Raw genomic sequence first — 19,673 nt, 5'->3', positions numbered from 1 at the left:
AAGGAGGACATTTTGATTAATAAATACCCCGGGACATTTTGATTAATAATTTGCACTAAATATTTTTAAATAAAGGAAAAAGTTATATAATTATACTTATGAAAAAATTAGGTATTTTATTAGATTCATTTGGTGGTATTTCTAAACAAACAATAGAAAATAATGGTTTTGAAATGGTTCCATTGCAATTTACAATAGATGGAAAAGATTATATAGATAACGGAGAAGAATTAACAAATTTACAAATTTGAGAATTAGTAAAAAAATCTAGTAGTGCTTCCACTTCTTTACCTGCTTTAGCAACCATACAAGAAAAACTTAAAAAAATGAATAAAGAATATGAAAATGTTATCGTTTTTTTAACTTCTTCAAAACTTTCATCTACTTATCAAACGGTTTTAGTTGAATCTAAACAATATGGAGACAAATTTCACATTATAGATAATCACTTTTTTACAGATGAAGCACTAGAACTGGGAAAATTTTTAGTTCAAAAATCTAATGAAGGTGTTGAACTAAATAAGCTTTTAGAAATATCAAAATGAGTTGCTAAAAAAAGTATGAATTTTTTAATTGTTAAAGATTTAACTTCTTTAATTCGTGGTGGAAGATTAAAAGGAGTAAAAAAACTCTTACTTAATTCTCTTAAATTAATCCCTTTACTAAAAGTAGATGAAGAAGGAATTAATTTTGGTGGATTAAAAAGAACATTAAAAGGTTCTTATGAAAAGGTTTTAGAAAAATTAATTGATTTTATAGGTGGTAAACATAATTTAGACAATTTTGAATTTAAATTTATGTATGCCAATGATTCAGAAATGAAAAATGAAATTATTAACTTGTTTAATAAAGAAAAATTAGAAATTGGAAATATTGAAATAGCTTCTGCTACTGTTATGATACATACTGGAGTAGGTTGTTCTTCATTAGGTATTTGACCTAAATTATCAAAAATTAAAATATAAAAAAATACCCTTATTATTTTTTAGAAAAATTAGCCTTTTGGGTATTTTTTTTATTCAAAATTGCTGTTACTAACATTATTGGAATTATAGAAAAAGAACACAAAATAATTAAAAATATTCTTAAAATAATTCAATATTCAGTAAATTGATAAGTAATTAAAATGACAAATAAAGATAAAATTAATGGGAAATTAAAATTAAAAAAATTTATTTTTAAAACTTTAAGATATACAAAAATTGTTATTATTATAAAAGATAAAACAACATAAGAAAGTCCTATTAAACATAAATATTTATATTCAATGATTTCCTTTTTTTGAATTTCAGGAGAAAATAAAAAATAAATAACTAAAATAGGAATTATAACTATTAAAATAGTAAATAGTCAACTTGGAACTTTTGTAATTCTCATTATTTTTTATAATGTAATTTATGAAGCATTTTTATTATGAAATTATCAATATTTTCACTGGTTGAGTTTTCTTCACCGTATTTTCTATAAGTAACCAAATTATTTTTAATTTCATTATCCCCGATAATAATTTGGTATTTTGTCTTCATTAATTGTGCTTCTCTTATTTTTTTATTAATTCTTTCGTCTCTATCATCTAAATCAACATTAAAGTTTAATAATTGTAATTTTTCTTTTATTTTTTCTGCAAATTTTAAGTGTTTATCATTTTGGATTGGAATTACAACAAATTGTCTTGGACTTACTCAAAATGGTAAATTCCCCTTTGTTTGTTCAAGAACAATAGAAATAAATCTTTCATATGTTCCTATTAAACCTCTATGAATTAAAACTGGAGTTTCCTTTTCATTATTTTCATTTATAAAACTTATTTTAAATTTTTCAGGAAGTAGAAAATCTAATTGTAATGTAGACATAGTAATTTCATGATTTAAAACTGTTTTTACTTGAAAATCAATTTTTGGTCCGTAAAATGCTGCTTCTCCTATTTTTTCTTCATAATCAATATTTAATTCTTTTAAAACTTTTTCTAAATCACTTTCTGCTTGGTTTCACATTTCATCATTATTGAAAAACTTTTCTTTATTTTCAGGATCTCTTTTAGAAAAAGAAACATAATCCAATTTAATGTTAAACATATTTAATGTTTCAATAATCATTTTATATAAATGTTTAAATTCATCTACAATTTGACTTTTTCTAGCAAAAATATGACCTTCAGTTAAATCCATACCTCTTACTCTTTCAAGTCCTGTTAAAGCTCCTGATTTTTCATATCTATATAGTCTTGACTGCTCAGAATAACGTATAGGTAGTTCTTTATAACTTCTTTTTTGTCTATCAAATAAAATAATATGATGTGGACAAGTCATAGGACGTGCAATTAATCTTTCATTTTCTACCTCTATAGGTTTAAACATATCATCTTTATAATGTTCTAAATGACCAGAAGTTTTGTAAAGTTCTTCTGAACCAAAATGTGGAGTTAAAACTTCTTTAAATCCATATTTTTTGTCAAAAAATAAAATTCTATCTCTAATTGCGTTTCTAATTTTCATTCCATCTTCTAATCAAATAGGAAGTCCTTGACCTGAAAGATGTGAAAAAGTAAAAATATTTAATTCTTTCCCAATTTTTCTATGATCTCTTTCTTTTCTTTCTTTTAAAATTTCTAAAAATTGATCTAATTCTTCTTTAGTTTCTCAAGAAGTTCCGTAAATTCTTGTCAACTGTTCATTTTCTGATTTCCCTCTTCAATATGCACCAGCTATTGATAGTAATTTAAAATGTTTAATTTTTGATGTTGAATCTTCATGACCACCTGAACAAAGGTCTTCAAAAAGAATCTTATTGTTAGAAGGATTTATTAAAGAATAAAATGTTACTTCTTGATTTTTAGAAATTATTTCATCATATAATTCTTTTTTAAACGGTTTATCTGTAAAAGAATAATTTTCTCCACTTGTCTTTACCATTTTGTAACCACCAGAAGCTAAACTTTTCATTTTCTTTTCAATTTTATTTAAATCTTCATCACTTATTGGCTTTTCAAATTTAAAATCATAATAAAAACCTTCTTCAGTTGAAGGACCAAATCCTAATTGAACATTGGGATATAATTCAATAACTGCAGCAGCTAATAAGTGACTTGTTGTATGGTTTAATTCTTTATTAAATTTCATTTTATAATCCTATTCTTTCTTTAAATTTTTCAATTGTTTTTAAAGCTACTAAATTAGCTTTTTCTTTTCCTTTTAATGATAATTCTTTTATATCTTTTTTACAATCTCTGTATTTTTCCTGTAAATTAGTTAAAAATTCTTTAACTACAGTAGCAACTGATTCTTTAAATTCTTTATAATTTTTTTCTTTAAATAATGTTTCAGTTTCTTCTAAAGTGATATCTTTCAAAGAACTATAAATCGTTAATAAATTCAATATCCCAGGTTTGTCTTTTGAAATATAAACTTTGTTTTCAGAATCAGTAACAGCTTTCATTATTTTTTTATAAGCAATTTCTGGATCATCCAATAAAAAAATGGAGTCATTTTGATTAGTATTAGACTTGGACATTTTCTTAGTTGGGTCCTGTAAACCCATAATTTTTGAACCCGTTTTTTGCACATAAGCTTCTGGTAATTTAAAATTCATTTTATAACTTTTATTTAATCTTTCAGCAATGTTTCTAGTTAATTCTAAATGCTGAATTTGATCAATTCCTACTGGCACAATATCAGCATTATAAAGAAGGATGTCTGAAGCCATTAAAGTAGGATAAATAAAAAGCCCTGTTGGAATTAAATATGTTCCATTTTGATTTTTTATTTTACTACTTTTATCTTTAAATTGCGTCATTCTTGATAGTTCACCCATAGTGGTGTTTACTAAAATAAATCAATTCAAAACTGAATGAGCATCAACATCAGATTGATAAAAAATTGTGCTTTTTTCTGGATCTAAACCACAAGCTAAATATAAAGCAAAAACATCTTCTCTAAATTGTTTTAAATCTTTTCTTTCTATCGGCAACGTTAAACTATGTAAATCAGCGATAAAAATAAAAGATTCATATTCTTCTTGAAGTTTTACTGTATTTTTAATTGCTCCAATATAATTACCCAGTGTTATTTTACCAGTTGCTTGAACGCCTGTTACTAATCTTTTTTTCATATATTAAATTATATAATAATCTATTTAAAATATTCTATTAAAATTTATAATTAAAGAATGATTATAAAAAAATAAAAAGGAGTAATAATATTTTATGGTTTTAAACCATTTTATATTAAAATAATAGTTATATGGAAAAACAAGATTATCAAGCACTTTATAGAACTTATAGACCAACTAAATTCAGTGATGTAAAAGGTCAAGATTTTATAATTAAAACATTAGAAAACATTATCATAAGTAATAAAATCTCTCATGCTTATCTTTTTTCAGGTCCAAGAGGAACTGGAAAAACCACAGTTGCAAAAATTTTTGCAACTGTTGTTAATTGTGCTCATAGAGAAAACATTGATGCTTGTGATTTTTGCATTAGCAACATAAATAAAAATTTTGATATTATCGAAATGGATGCAGCATCAAATAACGGAGTTGATGAAATTAGGGAATTAAAAGAAAATATTCAAAATTTACCAACTAATTCTAAATTTAAAATTTATATTATCGATGAAGTTCATATGCTTTCTAAATCAGCATTCAATGCTCTATTAAAAACTCTAGAAGAACCACCAAAGCATATAATTTTTATTCTAGCTACAACAGACCCACAAAAAATACCTTTAACTGTTTTGTCAAGATTACAAAAATTTAATTTTTCTAAAATTAATCAAAACATAATCACAAATCAGTTAGAAGAAATTTTAAATAAAGAAAAAATTTCTTTTGAAATAAAGGCTTTAGAAAAAATAGCAAAACTTTCTGATGGCGGTTTAAGAGATGCACTGTCATTGTTAGAACAAGCAATTTTGTTCTCTAATAATGATTTAACTTTAACAAAAGTGGAAGAAATTTTCTCTCTTATTTCTAATGGTGATTATGTTCAAATATTAAATTATTTAAATAGTAATTCTGTAGAAAAAATTATAGAAATTGCTGACTCGCTTTTTGAAAAGGGTATAGATTTTACATCATTTATCAACAATTTTTTAATCGTATTGAGAGATTATATAATTTTTTCTAAAACAAAAAAAGTTAATATTTTAGAAACATTATCACAGCAAGAAGTTGAAAATATTAATATAAATATAAAATATGCTTTTAATATTATTACTGAATTAAATAATTCTTTAAAAAATTTATATGTAATTGAAAATAACAAAACTTTTATTGAAATTTTATTATTAAAACTCCTGTTTTTAAATAATAATTCTTCTGATGAAAATTTAAAAAACGAGCAAAAAGAAACAATAAAAGTTGAAAGTATTTCTGAAGTTGCAAAGGCAATAAAAAATTTAGAAATTGACAATTCTGTCAATATTATAAATAAAGAAAATACAACAAATAATTTACACAAAATAGATAATTTATTCTTAGAAGGAAAAGAAATAAAGGAAAATCCTATTAATAGAACTTCTTTAATAAAAGAAAAAACAGAAATAAAGAATGAAAATTTAAATTCAAATATTTTTAAAGAAAGTTTTTTACAAGATGAAATTTCAGAAGAACAAAATGAAGAAATAGAAAATAAAAATACTTCCATATTTCAAATAAATAACAATCCTTCTAAAGATAATAACAATAAAGCAACTCAAGAAATTACTTCAATTTTTTCTCAAGACTTAAATAAAGACTTAACCGATACAACTTTATTAAAGAAAAGTACAGAAGTTATTTTACTTGATAATGAAACTATTGATGAAAAATACCAAGAAACAGAAAATATCATAAATAGTCAAGATTATTTAACACAAACTAAAGAAAACATATATCAAACTAATCAAATTAATTTAGACAACAAAAAAGATGAAGAAAATATACAAACTGAAAAGCATGAAATTAAAGTTTATGATGATTTATCTTTAGAAAATACTGAAAATATAAAAATAGAAACAAAAGAAAAAAAATCTGCATTTTCCCTTTTAGACGATGAAGATGAACCAATACCAGGTCTCAAAACAGAAAGTATAGATATCGGAATTATCGAGGAAGATATTTTAACTGTAGATGAAGTAATTAATTTGTTTGGTTTATTCAAAACCAAAGCAAATTCAAAAGATTTTCTTCAAAAAAGAAAAGAGCAACTAAAGAATTTGGAACTAATTTCTCTTGGCAATAAACAATATGAAGAATACATTAATTACTTATTAGATGTTAAAATTATTACTGCAACTGATAAATTTATTTTAGTTTCTGCTAGTCCAGAAAATGAAAATTCAATTTGAGCTTTAAATAGTGTAAAGTCTCAAATTAATTTTAGAGAGTTAAATAAACTAATTTTTGAAGAAGAAATTCATTTCTTTGCAATATCTAAAGAATTATTTGACTTAGCGTCTCAAAAATGAAAAAGAATGCAAGAATTAAAAACTCTTCCTGATGTTTTTAATGAATTACCAGAAATAGTTTATAAAACTCAAAAAGAAATCGAAGAAGAAAAAATGATTTCCATATTCGGAGATAAATTTAAAAAATAAAAAAGAGGTAAAAATGAATATACAAGAAATGATAAAACAAGCAAAAAAAATGCAAGAAAGTTATACAAAAAAACTTAATGAAGTAAACTCTACAGTTTTTGAATTAGAAAAACAAGGAATAAAATTAGAAATGTATGGGGACAGAACATTAAAATCAATTAATGTGCATGAAGCATTAATTGATCCTGAAGATAAAGAAACACTTGAAGATGTTATTATTTTAGCAATAAATGAACTTGTTGAAAAAATAAATAAAAAACATGATGAAATTGCACCAGCAAACGGAATGATGTAATGATAGGAAGTGAATTTAATGAGTTAGTTGAGAATTTAAAAAAAATTCCTGGAATAACAAAAAAACAGGCTGAAAAAATAGCTTTCTATACTCTAAATCTTAATTATGAAGAGTTAGAAAAATTACTAAATTCTTTTAAGCAACTCAACCAAAATTTAAATAAATGCATTTCATGCAATTTTATTTCCAAAAACAAACAATGCGATATTTGTTTAGATGAAAAAAGGGAGAAAAAATTATTAATAATCGAAAGTGACAATGAATTATTAAAAATAGAACAAAGTGATTTTTATAAAGGAAAATACTTTATTTTCGATATTAAAAACAAAGAAAATTATCAACTTGAAATTGAAAAAATATTGAGTTTTTCTTCTCAATTTCAAGAAATAATAATTGCTCTTTCTCCAACAATTGATGGATTAAAATTAACAAATTTAATTCATAAAAACCTTAAAGAAAAAACTAAAAAAATTATTATTTCTCAAATAGCTTTTGGAATCCCAATGGGTGCTTCATTAGATTATATGGATATAATAACAATCAAAGAATCAATAAACAATAGAAAAGAGTAAAATTATGTTTATAACTTTTGAAGGATTAGATGGTAGTGGAAAATCTACAATTTTAGAAAAATTAAAAAAATATTTTAAAGAAAATTATTCTAATTTATCTTTTGTTTATACAAGAGAACCCGGTGGAAATAATTTAAAAGAAGCAGAAAAAATAAGAGAGATTATTCTTGATCCAACCAACTCCATCGATGCAATGTCTGAAGCAGTTTTATTTGCTGCTTCCAGAAGATTACATTTAGAAAAAATAATTTGACCAAGTTTAAAAGAAAATAAAATTGTTATTTGCGATCGGTATGTAGATTCTTCAATTGCATATCAAGGTGCTGGACAATTAATCGGAACAAACAAAATTAAAGAATTAAACGATATAGTTATTAATGGTACATATCCAAACTATACTTTTTTATTTGATTTATCACCTGAAGAATCAAGAAAAAGATTGATTTCACAAAATAATCATTGTGACGATAGAATAGAAAAAAATGCTCTTGAATTTTTTCAAAGAGTTTATGATTCATATCATCAAATGGCAAAAAGTGATTCAAAACGTTATATAATCATTGATGCTTCAAAATCCGTAGAAACAGTTTTTGAGCAAGTAAAAAATAAAATAGATAAAATTTTGGAGTTATCAAAAAATGGATAATATTGCAAAAACTATAATTGAAAATTCTTTTTCTACAGGTAAAACCTTTCATTCATGAATTATAAATTCTCAAAATAAACAATTAGCAGAAAATATTCTGTTATTTTTAATTTCTAAAATACAAAACACAACCATTGAAAAAATAAACAAAAACTTTTTTCATTTTACAAAGGAAAATCCTTTAGATAAAGATATTTTAAAAGAAGTAATTAAAAAAATGACTACTTCTGCAGAAAAAAACGAAAATAATATTTTAGTTATTGAAAATGTTGAAAATTTACATATTGCTACATTAAATTCATTACTTAAGTTTATTGAAGAACCTAATAAAAATACTTTTATTATTTTTACAACTAAAAACATTAAATCTGTTTTAAAAACTATAGTATCTAGGTCTTTTGTTTTAAATTTAAAAAATCCAAAACATGAATTATTAACAAAAAACGATGTTATTAATGAATTATTAAGTTTAACAAATAATTCAAAAGATAAAATTGAAAAATTTATTAATTCTTTTGAATCAGAACTACATAAAATAAAAACTACAAAAGATTTTTTTAGTTTTTTAATTTTAAATTGGCAAGAAGAAAATCATTCCATTTTTTGATTTCTTTTTTTTGCACTTATTAAAAATTTAATTTTAAATAAGCATTCTTTTATTCAAAAACAAACTATTATTAATTTACAAAAAATTTTAAATTTAAGTTACAAAGATTATGAATTCATAATGTTGTTAATTAATGATTTCAATGAAAAAAAACATTATTATATTAATTTTGAACTTCAAAAAATGAATTTTATAGTTCGTTTAAAAGAAAGGTTTTTAAAAAATGAATCAAAATAAACTTTTTATTGTAGGTACTCCTATTGGAAATTTAAAAGATATTACACTAAGGGCTTTAGAAACTTTAGAAATGGTTGATATTATTTTATGTGAAGATACAAGAGTGAGTTTAAAACTTTTAAATCATTACAATATAAAAAATAAAAAATTAATTTCTTATCATAAATTTAATGAAAAAGAAATTACTAATAAAATAATGGATTATTTTTTGGAAAACAAAAAAATAGCTTTAATTAGCGATGCTGGAATGCCTAAAATAAGTGATCCTGGTTATTTTTTAATAAAAAAATGCTATGAATTAAACATTTCTTTAGAAGTTATTCCTGGACCAACTTCTTTTGTTTCTTCTTTTGTTTTATCGCCTTTTGAAGGAAATTTTACTTTTCTTGGTTTTTTAGCTGATAAAAGCAATCAAAGACAAAAAGAGTTTAAATCCTTAACAGAAGGAAACTATATTGCTTATGTTTCACCTTATAAATTAGTTGCTACATTAAAAGATTTGCAAACAATTTTTAATCAAGAAATTGAAGTTTTTTTATCAAAAGAAATAACTAAAATGCATGAAAAACACTATTTTGGTACTGTAGAAAGTGTTTTAAATTCTTTACCTGAAGTTATTAAAGGTGAGTGAACCATTTGTTTTAAATATAAAAAACACACAGAAAAACGCCAAAAGATTAACAAATATCAACAATTTTCCAAAAATTAACTATTTTTTGAATCTTTTTTAATTTATTTTACAGAATATAACATATAATTTTATCACCTAACTATACTTTATTATAGTAGGTAATTTTAGAAAGGATAAAATGAAATTTTTCTTTAAAACAAAAAGCAAAGATAAAGTAGTAGTTAATGACAAAAACTTTAGTGCAAAAGCTAAGTTGATTTTATCAAAAATTTCAGGTGCTTTTTTACTACCTATTGCTGTTATGGCGATAGCTGGATTATTTCTTGGTATAGGTGCTACCATTGAAAATTTATCATCAGGTGGTGGAAAAGTATTTGGGATTTTTATTAAACAATTAGGTCAACCAATTTTTGACGCTTTACCTTTATTGTTTGCTGCTGCATTTGTAGTTTCCTTTACAAATGATGCAGGAACAGCTGTCTTTTCAGCTATTGTAGGATACTTTGTATTTTTAGCTTTACAAGTTCCTTTTATATCACCAGTTTATGAAACATTATCTAATAGCAGTCAAGTAACTGCTGGAAATGTTAATAATATTGTAGTAGAAGTTAATAAACAAGGAGAAATTGTTTATAAAGAATTAAAAGGTTATGTAGTTCTTTTTGGTGGTGCTGGTAGAAGTTTAGAATCTTCATTACAAATTGTAAAAAGTAGTTTTGGAATTCTATCTTTACAAACTTCCATTTTCGGATCTATAATTGTAGGTATTTTAATTTCTTATTTATATAATAAATTCTACAAAATCCAATTACCACAAATGATTTCCTTCTTTGGAGGAAAACGTTTTGTGCCAATTGTTTCAATCGTTGCTATGATTCCATTAACCTTTTTATTCTTGATCTTTTGACCATGAATAGGTGCTGGACTAACAGCATTTGGTAAACTTTTAAATAAAGCTCCAGTAGGTCTTGAATCACTTGTGTTTGGAATTATTGAAAGATCTTTAATTCCATTTGGATTGCATCATGCATTTTATGCTCCATTATGATACACAAATGTTGGTGGAGATGTGTACTCTTCTTTAGGAGATGCTCTTAAAGAAGGTGGTCCTTTATCTTCTACAAACTATGCATTACAAGAAAACTGAAAAAGTTACATTACAGCAACAGAACTTTATAAATTAATGGCTAAAAACCCAACTAAATGAGCTGGAGACTCTCTAATTTCAAATAGTGCTTTATCATTAGAATTTAACAATGTTGTTTATAATGTAAATGGAAAAACTGAAATTGCTCCTGTATTTACTTTCTTTGAAAAACAACTTGGAATTAAAGTAGGTAGATACTTACAAGGTAAATATCCATTTATGCAATTTGCTTTACCTGCTGCAGCTGCAGCAATGGTAATGGCAGCTCCAAAAGAAAACAGAAAAATAGCATTAAGTAGTGTTGTTCCTTCAGCACTTACTTCATTTGTAACAGGAGTTACAGAACCAATTGAATTTACATTCCTATTCTTAGCTCCTTATATGTTCTGAGGATTCCACGCAATAATGGCTGGATTTGCATTTATGTTTATGAACATTTTAGGTGCTCATATAGGTCAAACTTTCTCTGGTGGAATTCTTGACTTAATTATTTACGGAGCAATTCCTGTATTAAAAGGAACTAACTTCTGATGATGAGCAGTAATCGGAATTGCTTATGCTCCAATTTATTACTTTGTTTTCTACTTTGTAATCAAAAAAATGAATTTAGAAACTCCTGGTAGAGGAAGCAATACTAAATTATTTACAAAAGCAGATTTCAAAAATCAAAAAAGTTCAAAACAAACAACCAAATCTTCTTTAAATGCACAAGAAACTGAAATAGTTCTTGCTTTTGGTGGTTGAGAAAATATTGAAAGTTTTAATAACTGTGCTTCAAGATTAAGATATGATATTCTTGATAAAACAAAAGTAAATGAAGAAAGATTAAAAGCAGCAGGTGCAAAAGGTGTTAAATTTATCGGTGATAAACACGTTCAAGTTATTTTTGGACCAGTTGCTGAACAATTAAATTCAAAAATTAGTTCTCACAAAGGTGAAAAACTTGTTTTAGACAACGAAGAAAAACAAGAAAACGAAATTCAACAAGATACAAATAATAATATGAATTTAGATAACAAAGAAGTTGTTAAATTTAAAAATATTACTTCAGGTACTATTAAAGATATTTCTGAAATAAACGATGGTGTTTTTTCAGAAAAAATGCTTGGTGATGGTGTTATTGTTTCTCCAGATGCAACTAAAAAAATAGTTAAAATTTATTCACCATTTAATGGTGTAGCAACTACTGTATTCCCAACAAAACACGCTTATGGTTTAACCACAAAAGAAGGAATTAATATTTTAATTCATATAGGAATTGACACAGTTAATTTATCTGGAAAAGGTTTCACTTCATTTATTGAACAAGGAAGTGAAGTAAAAGAAGGACAATTAATTGCTGAAGTTGATATGGAATTCTTAAAAACAGCTGTTGAAAAAACTGATATTGTTTATATTGTTACTTCAGATTCAACAAAAACAGAAGTTATTAATAAACAATTGAAAAACTCTTCTAAAGATGAAATTGTCTTTGAAGTAAAATAAAAAACAAAAAAGAGATCATTTAAAATGATTTCTTTTTTTATGCTTTTAATGCTTTAAAAAAGAATTTTTTTTGGTATTATTTTATATTATTAAAATGAAAGATAACATATGAAAAAGAAAAAAATATTTAAAAACTTATATTCTATAGGTCTTATAGCAGTTCCTACTTTCTTAAGTGCTGTTTCTCTATCTTGTTCTGTTCAAAAGAACGAAAATAAAGAAAATCCAAGTGAAACAAACAATAAAGTAAATGTTATTAATTTTAACAATTTAGTTAAATTTAATAATTCTTCTGAGCAATGAGAATTAAATATTGAATTTGATAAAAATGTAAATTCACATTTAGAAATTGAACTACAACTAAAAAATGAAAATGAAGAAAAAGAGTTAAGTAGTGTTTCAATTATAAAAAACGAAAATTATGTAAATGGTAAAATTGCAACTTTTTCCTTTAAAAATAATATTATTCCAAATAAGCCATATTTATTAAAATCAATTAAACAAACCAATCAACAAAATGATAATTTGGAATTTTCCATAAAAGAAGAAATAAACAAAGAAATTGTATTTTCTAATTCAAACATTTCTTTTGCAACGAATGAAAAAAATAAGGAAATTGAAACAAGTGATTTTGGTAATACTTTCAATTTAAATTATGACTTATCTTCTAATGATTTAAATAAATACATTTCATTAATTATTTATGAATTAAATAATGATAATATAATAAAAGAAGATTCTAAAATCACAACTGATAAAGAAATTATTAGCAAAAAATGAATAAGTATTCCAAAATTAAAGGAAAATACAAAATATTTAGTTAAATATGCATTAATTTACAATAATGAAAAAGATAGTGATTTTTTTGTCGCTAATCTAGAAAATAATTTTATTATATCAACTCCAAAAGAGATTTTAAATAAGCAAGATGTTGAAATAAAAGAAATTTATTCAAATTTACAAAATGATAAAAGAGTAATGGGTGAATTTTTAGAAAAACGTTCTATGAGAATTACTTACTTTGATGAATTATGAAATGTTTATAGCGATAAGGCTGGTAAAAGATCAGTATTATTTCCGTTTTTTTCAATAAATGGAACAGCTTGAGTTATTGATAAAGATCCTTCTGATTCAGAAAATTTAACTTATTATTTAGCAACAAATATTCATGTTACTAAAGTATTAAAATTTCCACAAGTTTATACAAATTCTTCGCAACTTATTAGTCAAAATAACAATTATAAACAAATAACTGAAGAAAAATTATCAATGCTTAATAATGTTTTTCAAGCTCAAGCTTCACTAAATTATGATGGTTCCATACCTGAAAAAACCTTTACAAATTTATTTCAAAATGAGTTATTTCTTTTAAAACCAAATGACAGTCAAGAATGAAATGATACTAATAAAAATCCAGTTAATACAAAATTAGTTTCTGACATTTTGAAAAAACATTTTTCTTATTACAATCCACAAAAAGACAATGGAGATAATTTTGGTTTCAATTATGACTCTCAAGTAATAAATACAAACTTCCAATCACCTTTCTCTTTTATAGAATCATATGAAATTATGGAACCATTACTTTATAATCATAACTTTAAAAACTATTGAAATCTAGATGCTCAGCATCAACCAACAATAACTAATTATCCAAATTCAGGAACTGATTTTTCAATAATTAAAATTAAACTGAAAAATAACATAGAAAAACCAGAAGCTTTTAAAGAATATGATTTAAATCCAACTTTAATTGGAAATATTCAAAGTGAAGATGGAAATAATTCCAAATTGAATCTAAATGTTTTTGGTTATTCTACAGTTGTAGATTCTCAACAAAATGCATTTGAAAAAAATTCTTTTATTGGAGAAACAACAGCTAAACGATATTTTAATGAATCTTTAATTTCTTTTAACAATTCAACAAATACATTTATTGTTGATCCAAAATATAATGAGTTTGTAACAAAAGAAACATCCATATTAAAAGAAAATATCAATTTTAAAAATTCACAATTAGAGAGCGAAGGAAAGTTTTACTATAATAATGCCAATTTTGAAAATATTTGATATTTAAACGGTGTTGGAATATTAAATTCGTTTTGAACTGGGAGTTCAGGTTCAGCAGTATTTGATAGTAATAAAATTCTTGTTGGATCCCTTTTTGCAACAAATGCTAAAAAACCAGGAACCATTGATAATGAAAATAGTAAAGAAAGAATATTATTTAGTGAAATAAACCCTGAAAATAAAGAAATTAACCCAATTTTATTTTATTTAAATACAAGAACTTCTGAAAATTCTTGACTAAAAAAATATTGAAATTCAATTCAAAAAATATTATCCAAAGAAGGTTATAGAAAAGATTAAAATTTAAGGAGAAAAAATGAAAAATTATAAAAATTATAATGAAATACCAGAAAAATATAAATTTGATTTAGAATTTATTTTAAAAAATAAATCAATTCAAGAATGATTAGATGATTTTGAAAAATATTCTATTCCAGTAATAAAAACAAGTAAAACTAAATTTGAAAATATAGATAAATTTATTGAATATAAAGAAAAACAAAAAGAATTTGATTTATATTTTTCACAAATTTATAACTATTTATCTAACAAAAAAAATACTAATTTAGTTGAACCAGTGGTTTCAACTCATTTTGGTTTGCTGTTAAATAAATACTCAGATTTTATTAAAGAACTTGGTTCTGAAGAAAATGAGTATTTTAAAAATTCACACAAAATAAATGAATGAAAATCAGATCCAAGATTTCAATTATATAATAAAGATGTTGAAGAGATTTTATCTAAAAAAGAACATAAGTATGTAGACGAAGTGGAAAATTATATAACACAAACATCGAAAGGAGAGGTTTCTTTATACCAAACTTTTGCAATTTTAAGAGATTCTGAAACTAAATTCGATGAAATTATAAGTAAAAATAAAAAGTTTACCTTAAATCAATCTACTTACTTTTCATATTTAAAAAGAAAAGATGAAAATATAAGAAAGCAAGCATATACTAACTATTTAAATGGTTTTTTAAATCATAAACAAACTTTTAGTTCCTTACTTGAACAACATATAAGAAATAAATCTACAGATGCTCTAAATAGAAACTATAATTCTTTGGTTGAAAAAGAAATATCCAATGACAAAGTTCCTTTAGAACTTTTAAATAAACTATTTTCTATTGTTCAATCAAACTCAAATTTATATGATCTTTTTTACAAAACTAAAAAACAATTTTTTAAACAAAAATATAATAAAGATTATAAACCATGAGATTCAATGCTTCCACTTGTAAATATTAAAGAAAAATACTCAGTAGAAGATGCACAATCTTTACTTTTTGAAGCAGTTAAACCGTTGGGAGAAACTTATTTAAATAAAGTGAAAGAAGCAATAAATCAAAGATGAGTTGATTATTTAACAGTTCCTAACAAAAGAAGTGGAGCATATTCAATCGGAAGTCATTATTCACTTGAAAAAAAATATATCCTTATGAATTTTAATGGAACATTAAATTCAGTTGCTACTTTAGCACATGAAATGGGTCATTCAATGCACTCTTGATATTCAGATCAAAATCAGCCTTATGAACACGCAGACTATCCTATTTTTCTTGCTGAAATTGCATCAATTTTCAACGAACTAATGCTTTTTGATTATATGTTTACTAATGCAAAAAATGAAAAATTAAAATTTCATTTGCTTGAAAAATCTATTCAAGATTTTCTTTCAACAGTAGTAAGACAATGTCAATGAGCTAATTATGAATATGAACTTTATAAAAATATTGATAATTCTGTTCCTATGAAAACTTTTGAAAGTTTTGAAAAAATTTATGTTGATGTTTTAAACAAATATACAAATATCAAAAATAAAGAAAAAGTAGGAAATAAAAGCAATATTTATTCAGTAATTGTACCTCATTTTTATTATAATTTCTATGTTTATAAATATGCTATTGGTTATATAGTAGCAAATATTTTCTTCCAAAAATATAAAGAAAATGGTGTTCAAGAATTAGAAAATTACATTAATAAATTTTTAAGTTCTGGTTCCAAAGATTGACCTTTAAACATTTTAAAAGATTCTAATATTGATTTACTCGATAATAACACTTTACAAAAAGCTTTTGACTTACTAAATAATAAAATTAAATTATATAAAACATTAGGTAAGAAAATTTTTAAATAATTTATGAAAAAGAAAATCTGAATTTTAACAAGCACCCCTTTATTTTTAACAACTTTAATTTCTTGTCAAAATAAAGAAATAAATAAAAATGAAGACAAAAATTTTTATATTATAGATGATATAAAATATAAAAATTCAAAAAATTCTTCAGTAGAAATAGAATTAAAATTAAATTCCAATATTAGTACAACAAAAGAAAATATACAAATATATTATAAAAATTCTGATAATCAAGAAATATTAGTTAATAATTCTTTTATAAAGGAAATTCCTTTAGAAAAGAATTTATTAGTATTTGAAATAAATAACTTGACAGCCAATTATGAATACTTTATTTATAAAATAATAATAAATAATCAAGAAGTAAATTTTAATAATTTTAGTACTAAATTTCAACTAGAAATAGCAAATATTGAAATTAATAATTCTTCAGTTTTAAATCAAAGAGAAGAAGTTTCTAATATCAATTTTATTCTTAACAATACTGAATATCTAGAAGAATCTAACCCAATTACTATTGTTGAATTAATTGATGAAGAACAAAATACATATTTATTTGAAGATATTTTACAAAACAATATTTTAAATATAAATTTAAATAAAATCTTATCTTCAAGTTCAAAAACATTAAAAGTTTCAAAAATAAATTTTAAAGATTTAAAAAACAAAATAATAATATCAAATGAAATTTTAAATACTAAATTTACAACTAAAAAAATTAGCAATGAAATAGAAAATAAAGAAGATAATTTTGTTATAGATTTTATAAATTTTAAAAACATTACAGAAAACAGTTTTTTAGTAATATTCCATTTTTCAGAATTTAATTTATCTAATGAAAATCTAAAAACTTTTAAATTAGTATTAAAATCTAAAAATTCTGATGAAGAAGAAAAAGAGATAATAGTAAGTAATTACGAAGTTAATTCTCCTTTTATTGAAATAAATGTAAATGAATTAAAAAGCAATACTCAATACTATATTGATTCTTTTTCTTTAAATAATAAAAATTTAACTATAGAAAAACTTGTAAAAGAAGTAACTACTGCAAAAACTACAATAAAAAACTTTTCAAGTTCAGAATTAATATTTGATGAATCAAAAAATCTTTATTCAATAAAACTTAGTTATGATAAAAACCAATTTTATATTCCTAATAATGCTGTATTTTCCGTGTTTTTATCACCAACAAGTGAAGAAAATAATCTTATAGAATTAACTAATGAAGAAATTTCAAGTGACAACTCTTTTGTATTTTTTAATATAAAAAATCAAATAAAAAAAGGTGTTGAATACAACTTAATAAAAATTCTTTATGAATCAAAAGAAATTTCATTCCCACCTTTATCAATTTTAATTAAAGATAAATTATTTTCCTTCCCAAAACCTGATATTTTAGAAAATAAAACTTTAACTCAAAGTGGTAATATCAATAACCCTAAAATTATTTTTGATAAAAATATTTTCCCAAATAGTGTCCTTCTAGAAAAAACTGATAATAATTTAAATCTAGTAAAAAATTATTTTAATATTGAAATGACAAAAATATTAAAATATATTCAAGGGACTTTTAAATTTAGTGATGAGTTTCCAAAATGAACAAACTTTAGTGATTTTAATAATCCTATTCCTGCTGAAAAACTTTTATCTAAAATACCAGATTTACAAGCAAGATTCAAAGAAGAAAATAATATTTATAAATACGTTAATAAACTTATGCCTATTTTTATTCAATATCAAGAAATTAAATTATCAGGAAACAAAAAAGAAGCAACATTAAAACTTAATTTAAAAAACTTTTTAAATAAACCATTTACTGATAAAAAAATAGGAATTACCTTTGATTTTAGAAAAAAAGATGATTCTTTTGAAACAAAAATTTCTCAAAGAATACTAATAAATTTAGAAGAATTATTAAATAATAAAAATGTTTTAAATAACGAATGAGTAACTGAGTTTTTTGAAGAACCTTTTGTAAAATTTAATTATAATATCGATAATGATTCTAATTTAATTATAAAAATTAAACCAAACGATGAATATAGTGATTATATTCCTGATTTTAGTTTCACTCAAGATGAAACTAAAATTGAAAACAATATTTTTATTTCTAAATATAATACTTTAGTTGATGTTTCATATTTAACAAAAGATGAAGAAGATGAAAATTTCTCACTTGTTCCTGAAACTTATCAATCAGATTTACATGCTAAATTAAGTTCTAATGGACAATATTATTCAAACAAAATTAATAATCCACTTAAATTTAGTAATGGTAAAAGAATTTTAGAACAAGAAACCGACACAAATTTTCAAGAAATTAGAAAAAGAGTTTTTGTTGTTGGTGGTGGAACTTCAACTATGCTTGCAAAAGTTAAACCCAACGATCCAAATGATTATAGATATTTTTTCATAACAAATAGACACGTTAGTGACATTTTAGAAACAAGATGATATGATTCTAGAGTTTTAAAAAAATTTTTAATTCCAGATTTCAACGATTCCAAGGTAAATAGTGCTAATAGTGAAATTTCAATAAATGTAGAAAAAAAATGATTCAATTTTAATTTTTGACAAGCAATAAATCAAACCAAAAGAGATGAAACAAAAGAACAAGATTCAAATAGAAATAATGCTGATATATCAATATCTATAATTGATATTGAACCAATTTTAAAACAAGCAAAATTAGAAAAAAATACCAAAATTATCAATTACTTAAATGAATGACAAAGATTAAAACCACTTAAATTAAGCAAAAAAACTAATTATATTTCCCAAAATAATTATGTAAAATTCTTTGTTAGCAGTTTCCCACAAGATCCTCATCTAAACTTTTCTGGTAGAAGATATAGAGAACATATTATTAATAGAATAGAAAAAGTAACTATAAATGATCAAGCACAAGAATTTGCAAAATATGGTTATTTTAAAACTTTTATTCAATATGATAACAACAATAATAACGATAAATATGATTTAATTTCTGGAGCATCAGGAAGTATAGTTTATGATGAAAGTGGAGAAATGGTTGCTATCTTTATGCAAAATACAGGAGATGATGGTTATGGTTTCGGTTTTCTTTCTTCCTTGGAATTTGACTATTTCGGTTTTGAAACTTCTAGCAACCCTAATTCCTTTAAAAATAAATTATTAAAATCAATAGAATTAGAACCATCAAAATTTGAAATGATTGAAATATAAAAATGCGGATTTTAAAGTGGGACAAAAAACTTAACATTAGGTTAAGTTTTTTTGTTCGCCTTATTAA

General features: G+C 23.2%; 14 protein-coding genes. 11 read left to right on the top strand and 3 right to left on the bottom strand.

Features of this window, described 5'->3' with window-relative positions:
• Window positions 1-98 precede the first annotated feature (98 nt).
• Window positions 99-965, top strand: a complete 867-nt coding sequence (locus ACXX88_RS02995; RefSeq protein WP_458559557.1) for a DegV family protein — start codon at window positions 99-101, stop codon at window positions 963-965.
• Window positions 966-978: 13 nt separating this feature from the next.
• On the opposite strand, the gene ACXX88_RS02990 is transcribed toward ACXX88_RS02995, so the two are convergent.
• Genes ACXX88_RS02990 through trpS form a run of 3 tightly spaced genes read right to left on the bottom strand, consistent with a single transcriptional unit; the run spans window position 979 to window position 4,107 of the window.
• Window positions 979-1,377: an MAG3450 family membrane protein gene (locus tag ACXX88_RS02990; protein ID WP_458559556.1), complete on the bottom strand. Its 399-nt coding sequence runs from the start codon at window positions 1,375-1,377 to the stop codon at window positions 979-981.
• A complete protein-coding gene (gene thrS / locus ACXX88_RS02985) occupies window positions 1,377-3,119 on the bottom strand; it encodes a threonine--tRNA ligase (RefSeq protein ID WP_458559555.1) in 1,743 nt (580 codons plus the stop codon). The genes ACXX88_RS02990 and thrS overlap by 1 nt, the downstream gene beginning before the upstream one ends.
• Before the next feature lies 1 nt (window position 3,120).
• Window positions 3,121-4,107 (bottom strand): tryptophan--tRNA ligase, encoded by a 987-nt coding sequence (gene trpS, locus ACXX88_RS02980; protein WP_436359017.1) that lies wholly within the window; start codon window positions 4,105-4,107, stop codon window positions 3,121-3,123.
• 131 nt (window positions 4,108-4,238) lie between these two features.
• Between trpS and dnaX the strand changes: the two genes are divergently transcribed.
• From dnaX to ACXX88_RS02930, 10 genes are all read left to right on the top strand, one after another.
• Window positions 4,239-6,575, top strand: coding sequence for a DNA polymerase III subunit gamma/tau (dnaX, locus tag ACXX88_RS02975; RefSeq protein WP_458559554.1), 2,337 nt, complete (start codon window positions 4,239-4,241; stop codon window positions 6,573-6,575).
• 13 nt (window positions 6,576-6,588) lie between these two features.
• Complete coding sequence (locus ACXX88_RS02970; RefSeq protein ID WP_458559553.1) at window positions 6,589-6,870, top strand: YbaB/EbfC family nucleoid-associated protein; 282 nt, start codon at window positions 6,589-6,591, stop codon at window positions 6,868-6,870.
• Window positions 6,870-7,442, top strand: a complete 573-nt coding sequence (locus ACXX88_RS02965) for a toprim domain-containing protein (RefSeq protein ID WP_436359014.1) — start codon at window positions 6,870-6,872, stop codon at window positions 7,440-7,442. The genes ACXX88_RS02970 and ACXX88_RS02965 overlap by 1 nt, the downstream gene beginning before the upstream one ends.
• 4 nt (window positions 7,443-7,446) lie before the next feature.
• A complete protein-coding gene (tmk, locus tag ACXX88_RS02960; protein WP_436359012.1) occupies window positions 7,447-8,088 on the top strand; it encodes a dTMP kinase in 642 nt (213 codons plus the stop codon).
• Window positions 8,081-8,932 carry a hypothetical protein gene (locus ACXX88_RS02955; RefSeq protein ID WP_458559552.1) on the top strand — a complete coding sequence of 284 codons (852 nt, stop codon included), beginning with the start codon at window positions 8,081-8,083 and terminating at the stop codon, window positions 8,930-8,932. The genes tmk and ACXX88_RS02955 overlap by 8 nt, the downstream gene beginning before the upstream one ends.
• Window positions 8,919-9,641, top strand: a complete 723-nt coding sequence (gene rsmI, locus ACXX88_RS02950; protein ID WP_458559551.1) for a 16S rRNA (cytidine(1402)-2'-O)-methyltransferase — start codon at window positions 8,919-8,921, stop codon at window positions 9,639-9,641. Before ACXX88_RS02955 ends, rsmI begins: the two co-directional genes overlap by 14 nt.
• A gap of 100 nt (window positions 9,642-9,741) precedes the next feature.
• Window positions 9,742-12,195, top strand: a complete 2,454-nt coding sequence (locus tag ACXX88_RS02945) for a PTS transporter subunit IIABC (RefSeq protein WP_436359009.1) — start codon at window positions 9,742-9,744, stop codon at window positions 12,193-12,195.
• Window positions 12,196-12,303: 108 nt separating this feature from the next.
• On the top strand, window positions 12,304-14,565 hold the full coding sequence (locus ACXX88_RS02940; RefSeq protein WP_458559550.1) for a DUF31 family putative serine protease: 2,262 nt from the start codon (window positions 12,304-12,306) through the stop codon (window positions 14,563-14,565).
• Between the two features lie 16 nt (window positions 14,566-14,581).
• Window positions 14,582-16,402: an oligoendopeptidase F gene (pepF, locus tag ACXX88_RS02935; protein ID WP_458557319.1), complete on the top strand. Its 1,821-nt coding sequence runs from the start codon at window positions 14,582-14,584 to the stop codon at window positions 16,400-16,402.
• Between the two features lie 3 nt (window positions 16,403-16,405).
• Window positions 16,406-19,606, top strand: a complete 3,201-nt coding sequence (locus tag ACXX88_RS02930; RefSeq protein WP_458559549.1) for a hypothetical protein — start codon at window positions 16,406-16,408, stop codon at window positions 19,604-19,606.
• The last annotated feature ends 67 nt before the right edge of the window (window positions 19,607-19,673 follow it).

Source organism: Mycoplasma sp. 5370 (assembly GCF_054343435.1).
The sequence above is the reverse complement of the archived record's forward strand: the minus strand, read 5'-3'. Positions and strand labels throughout refer to the sequence as shown.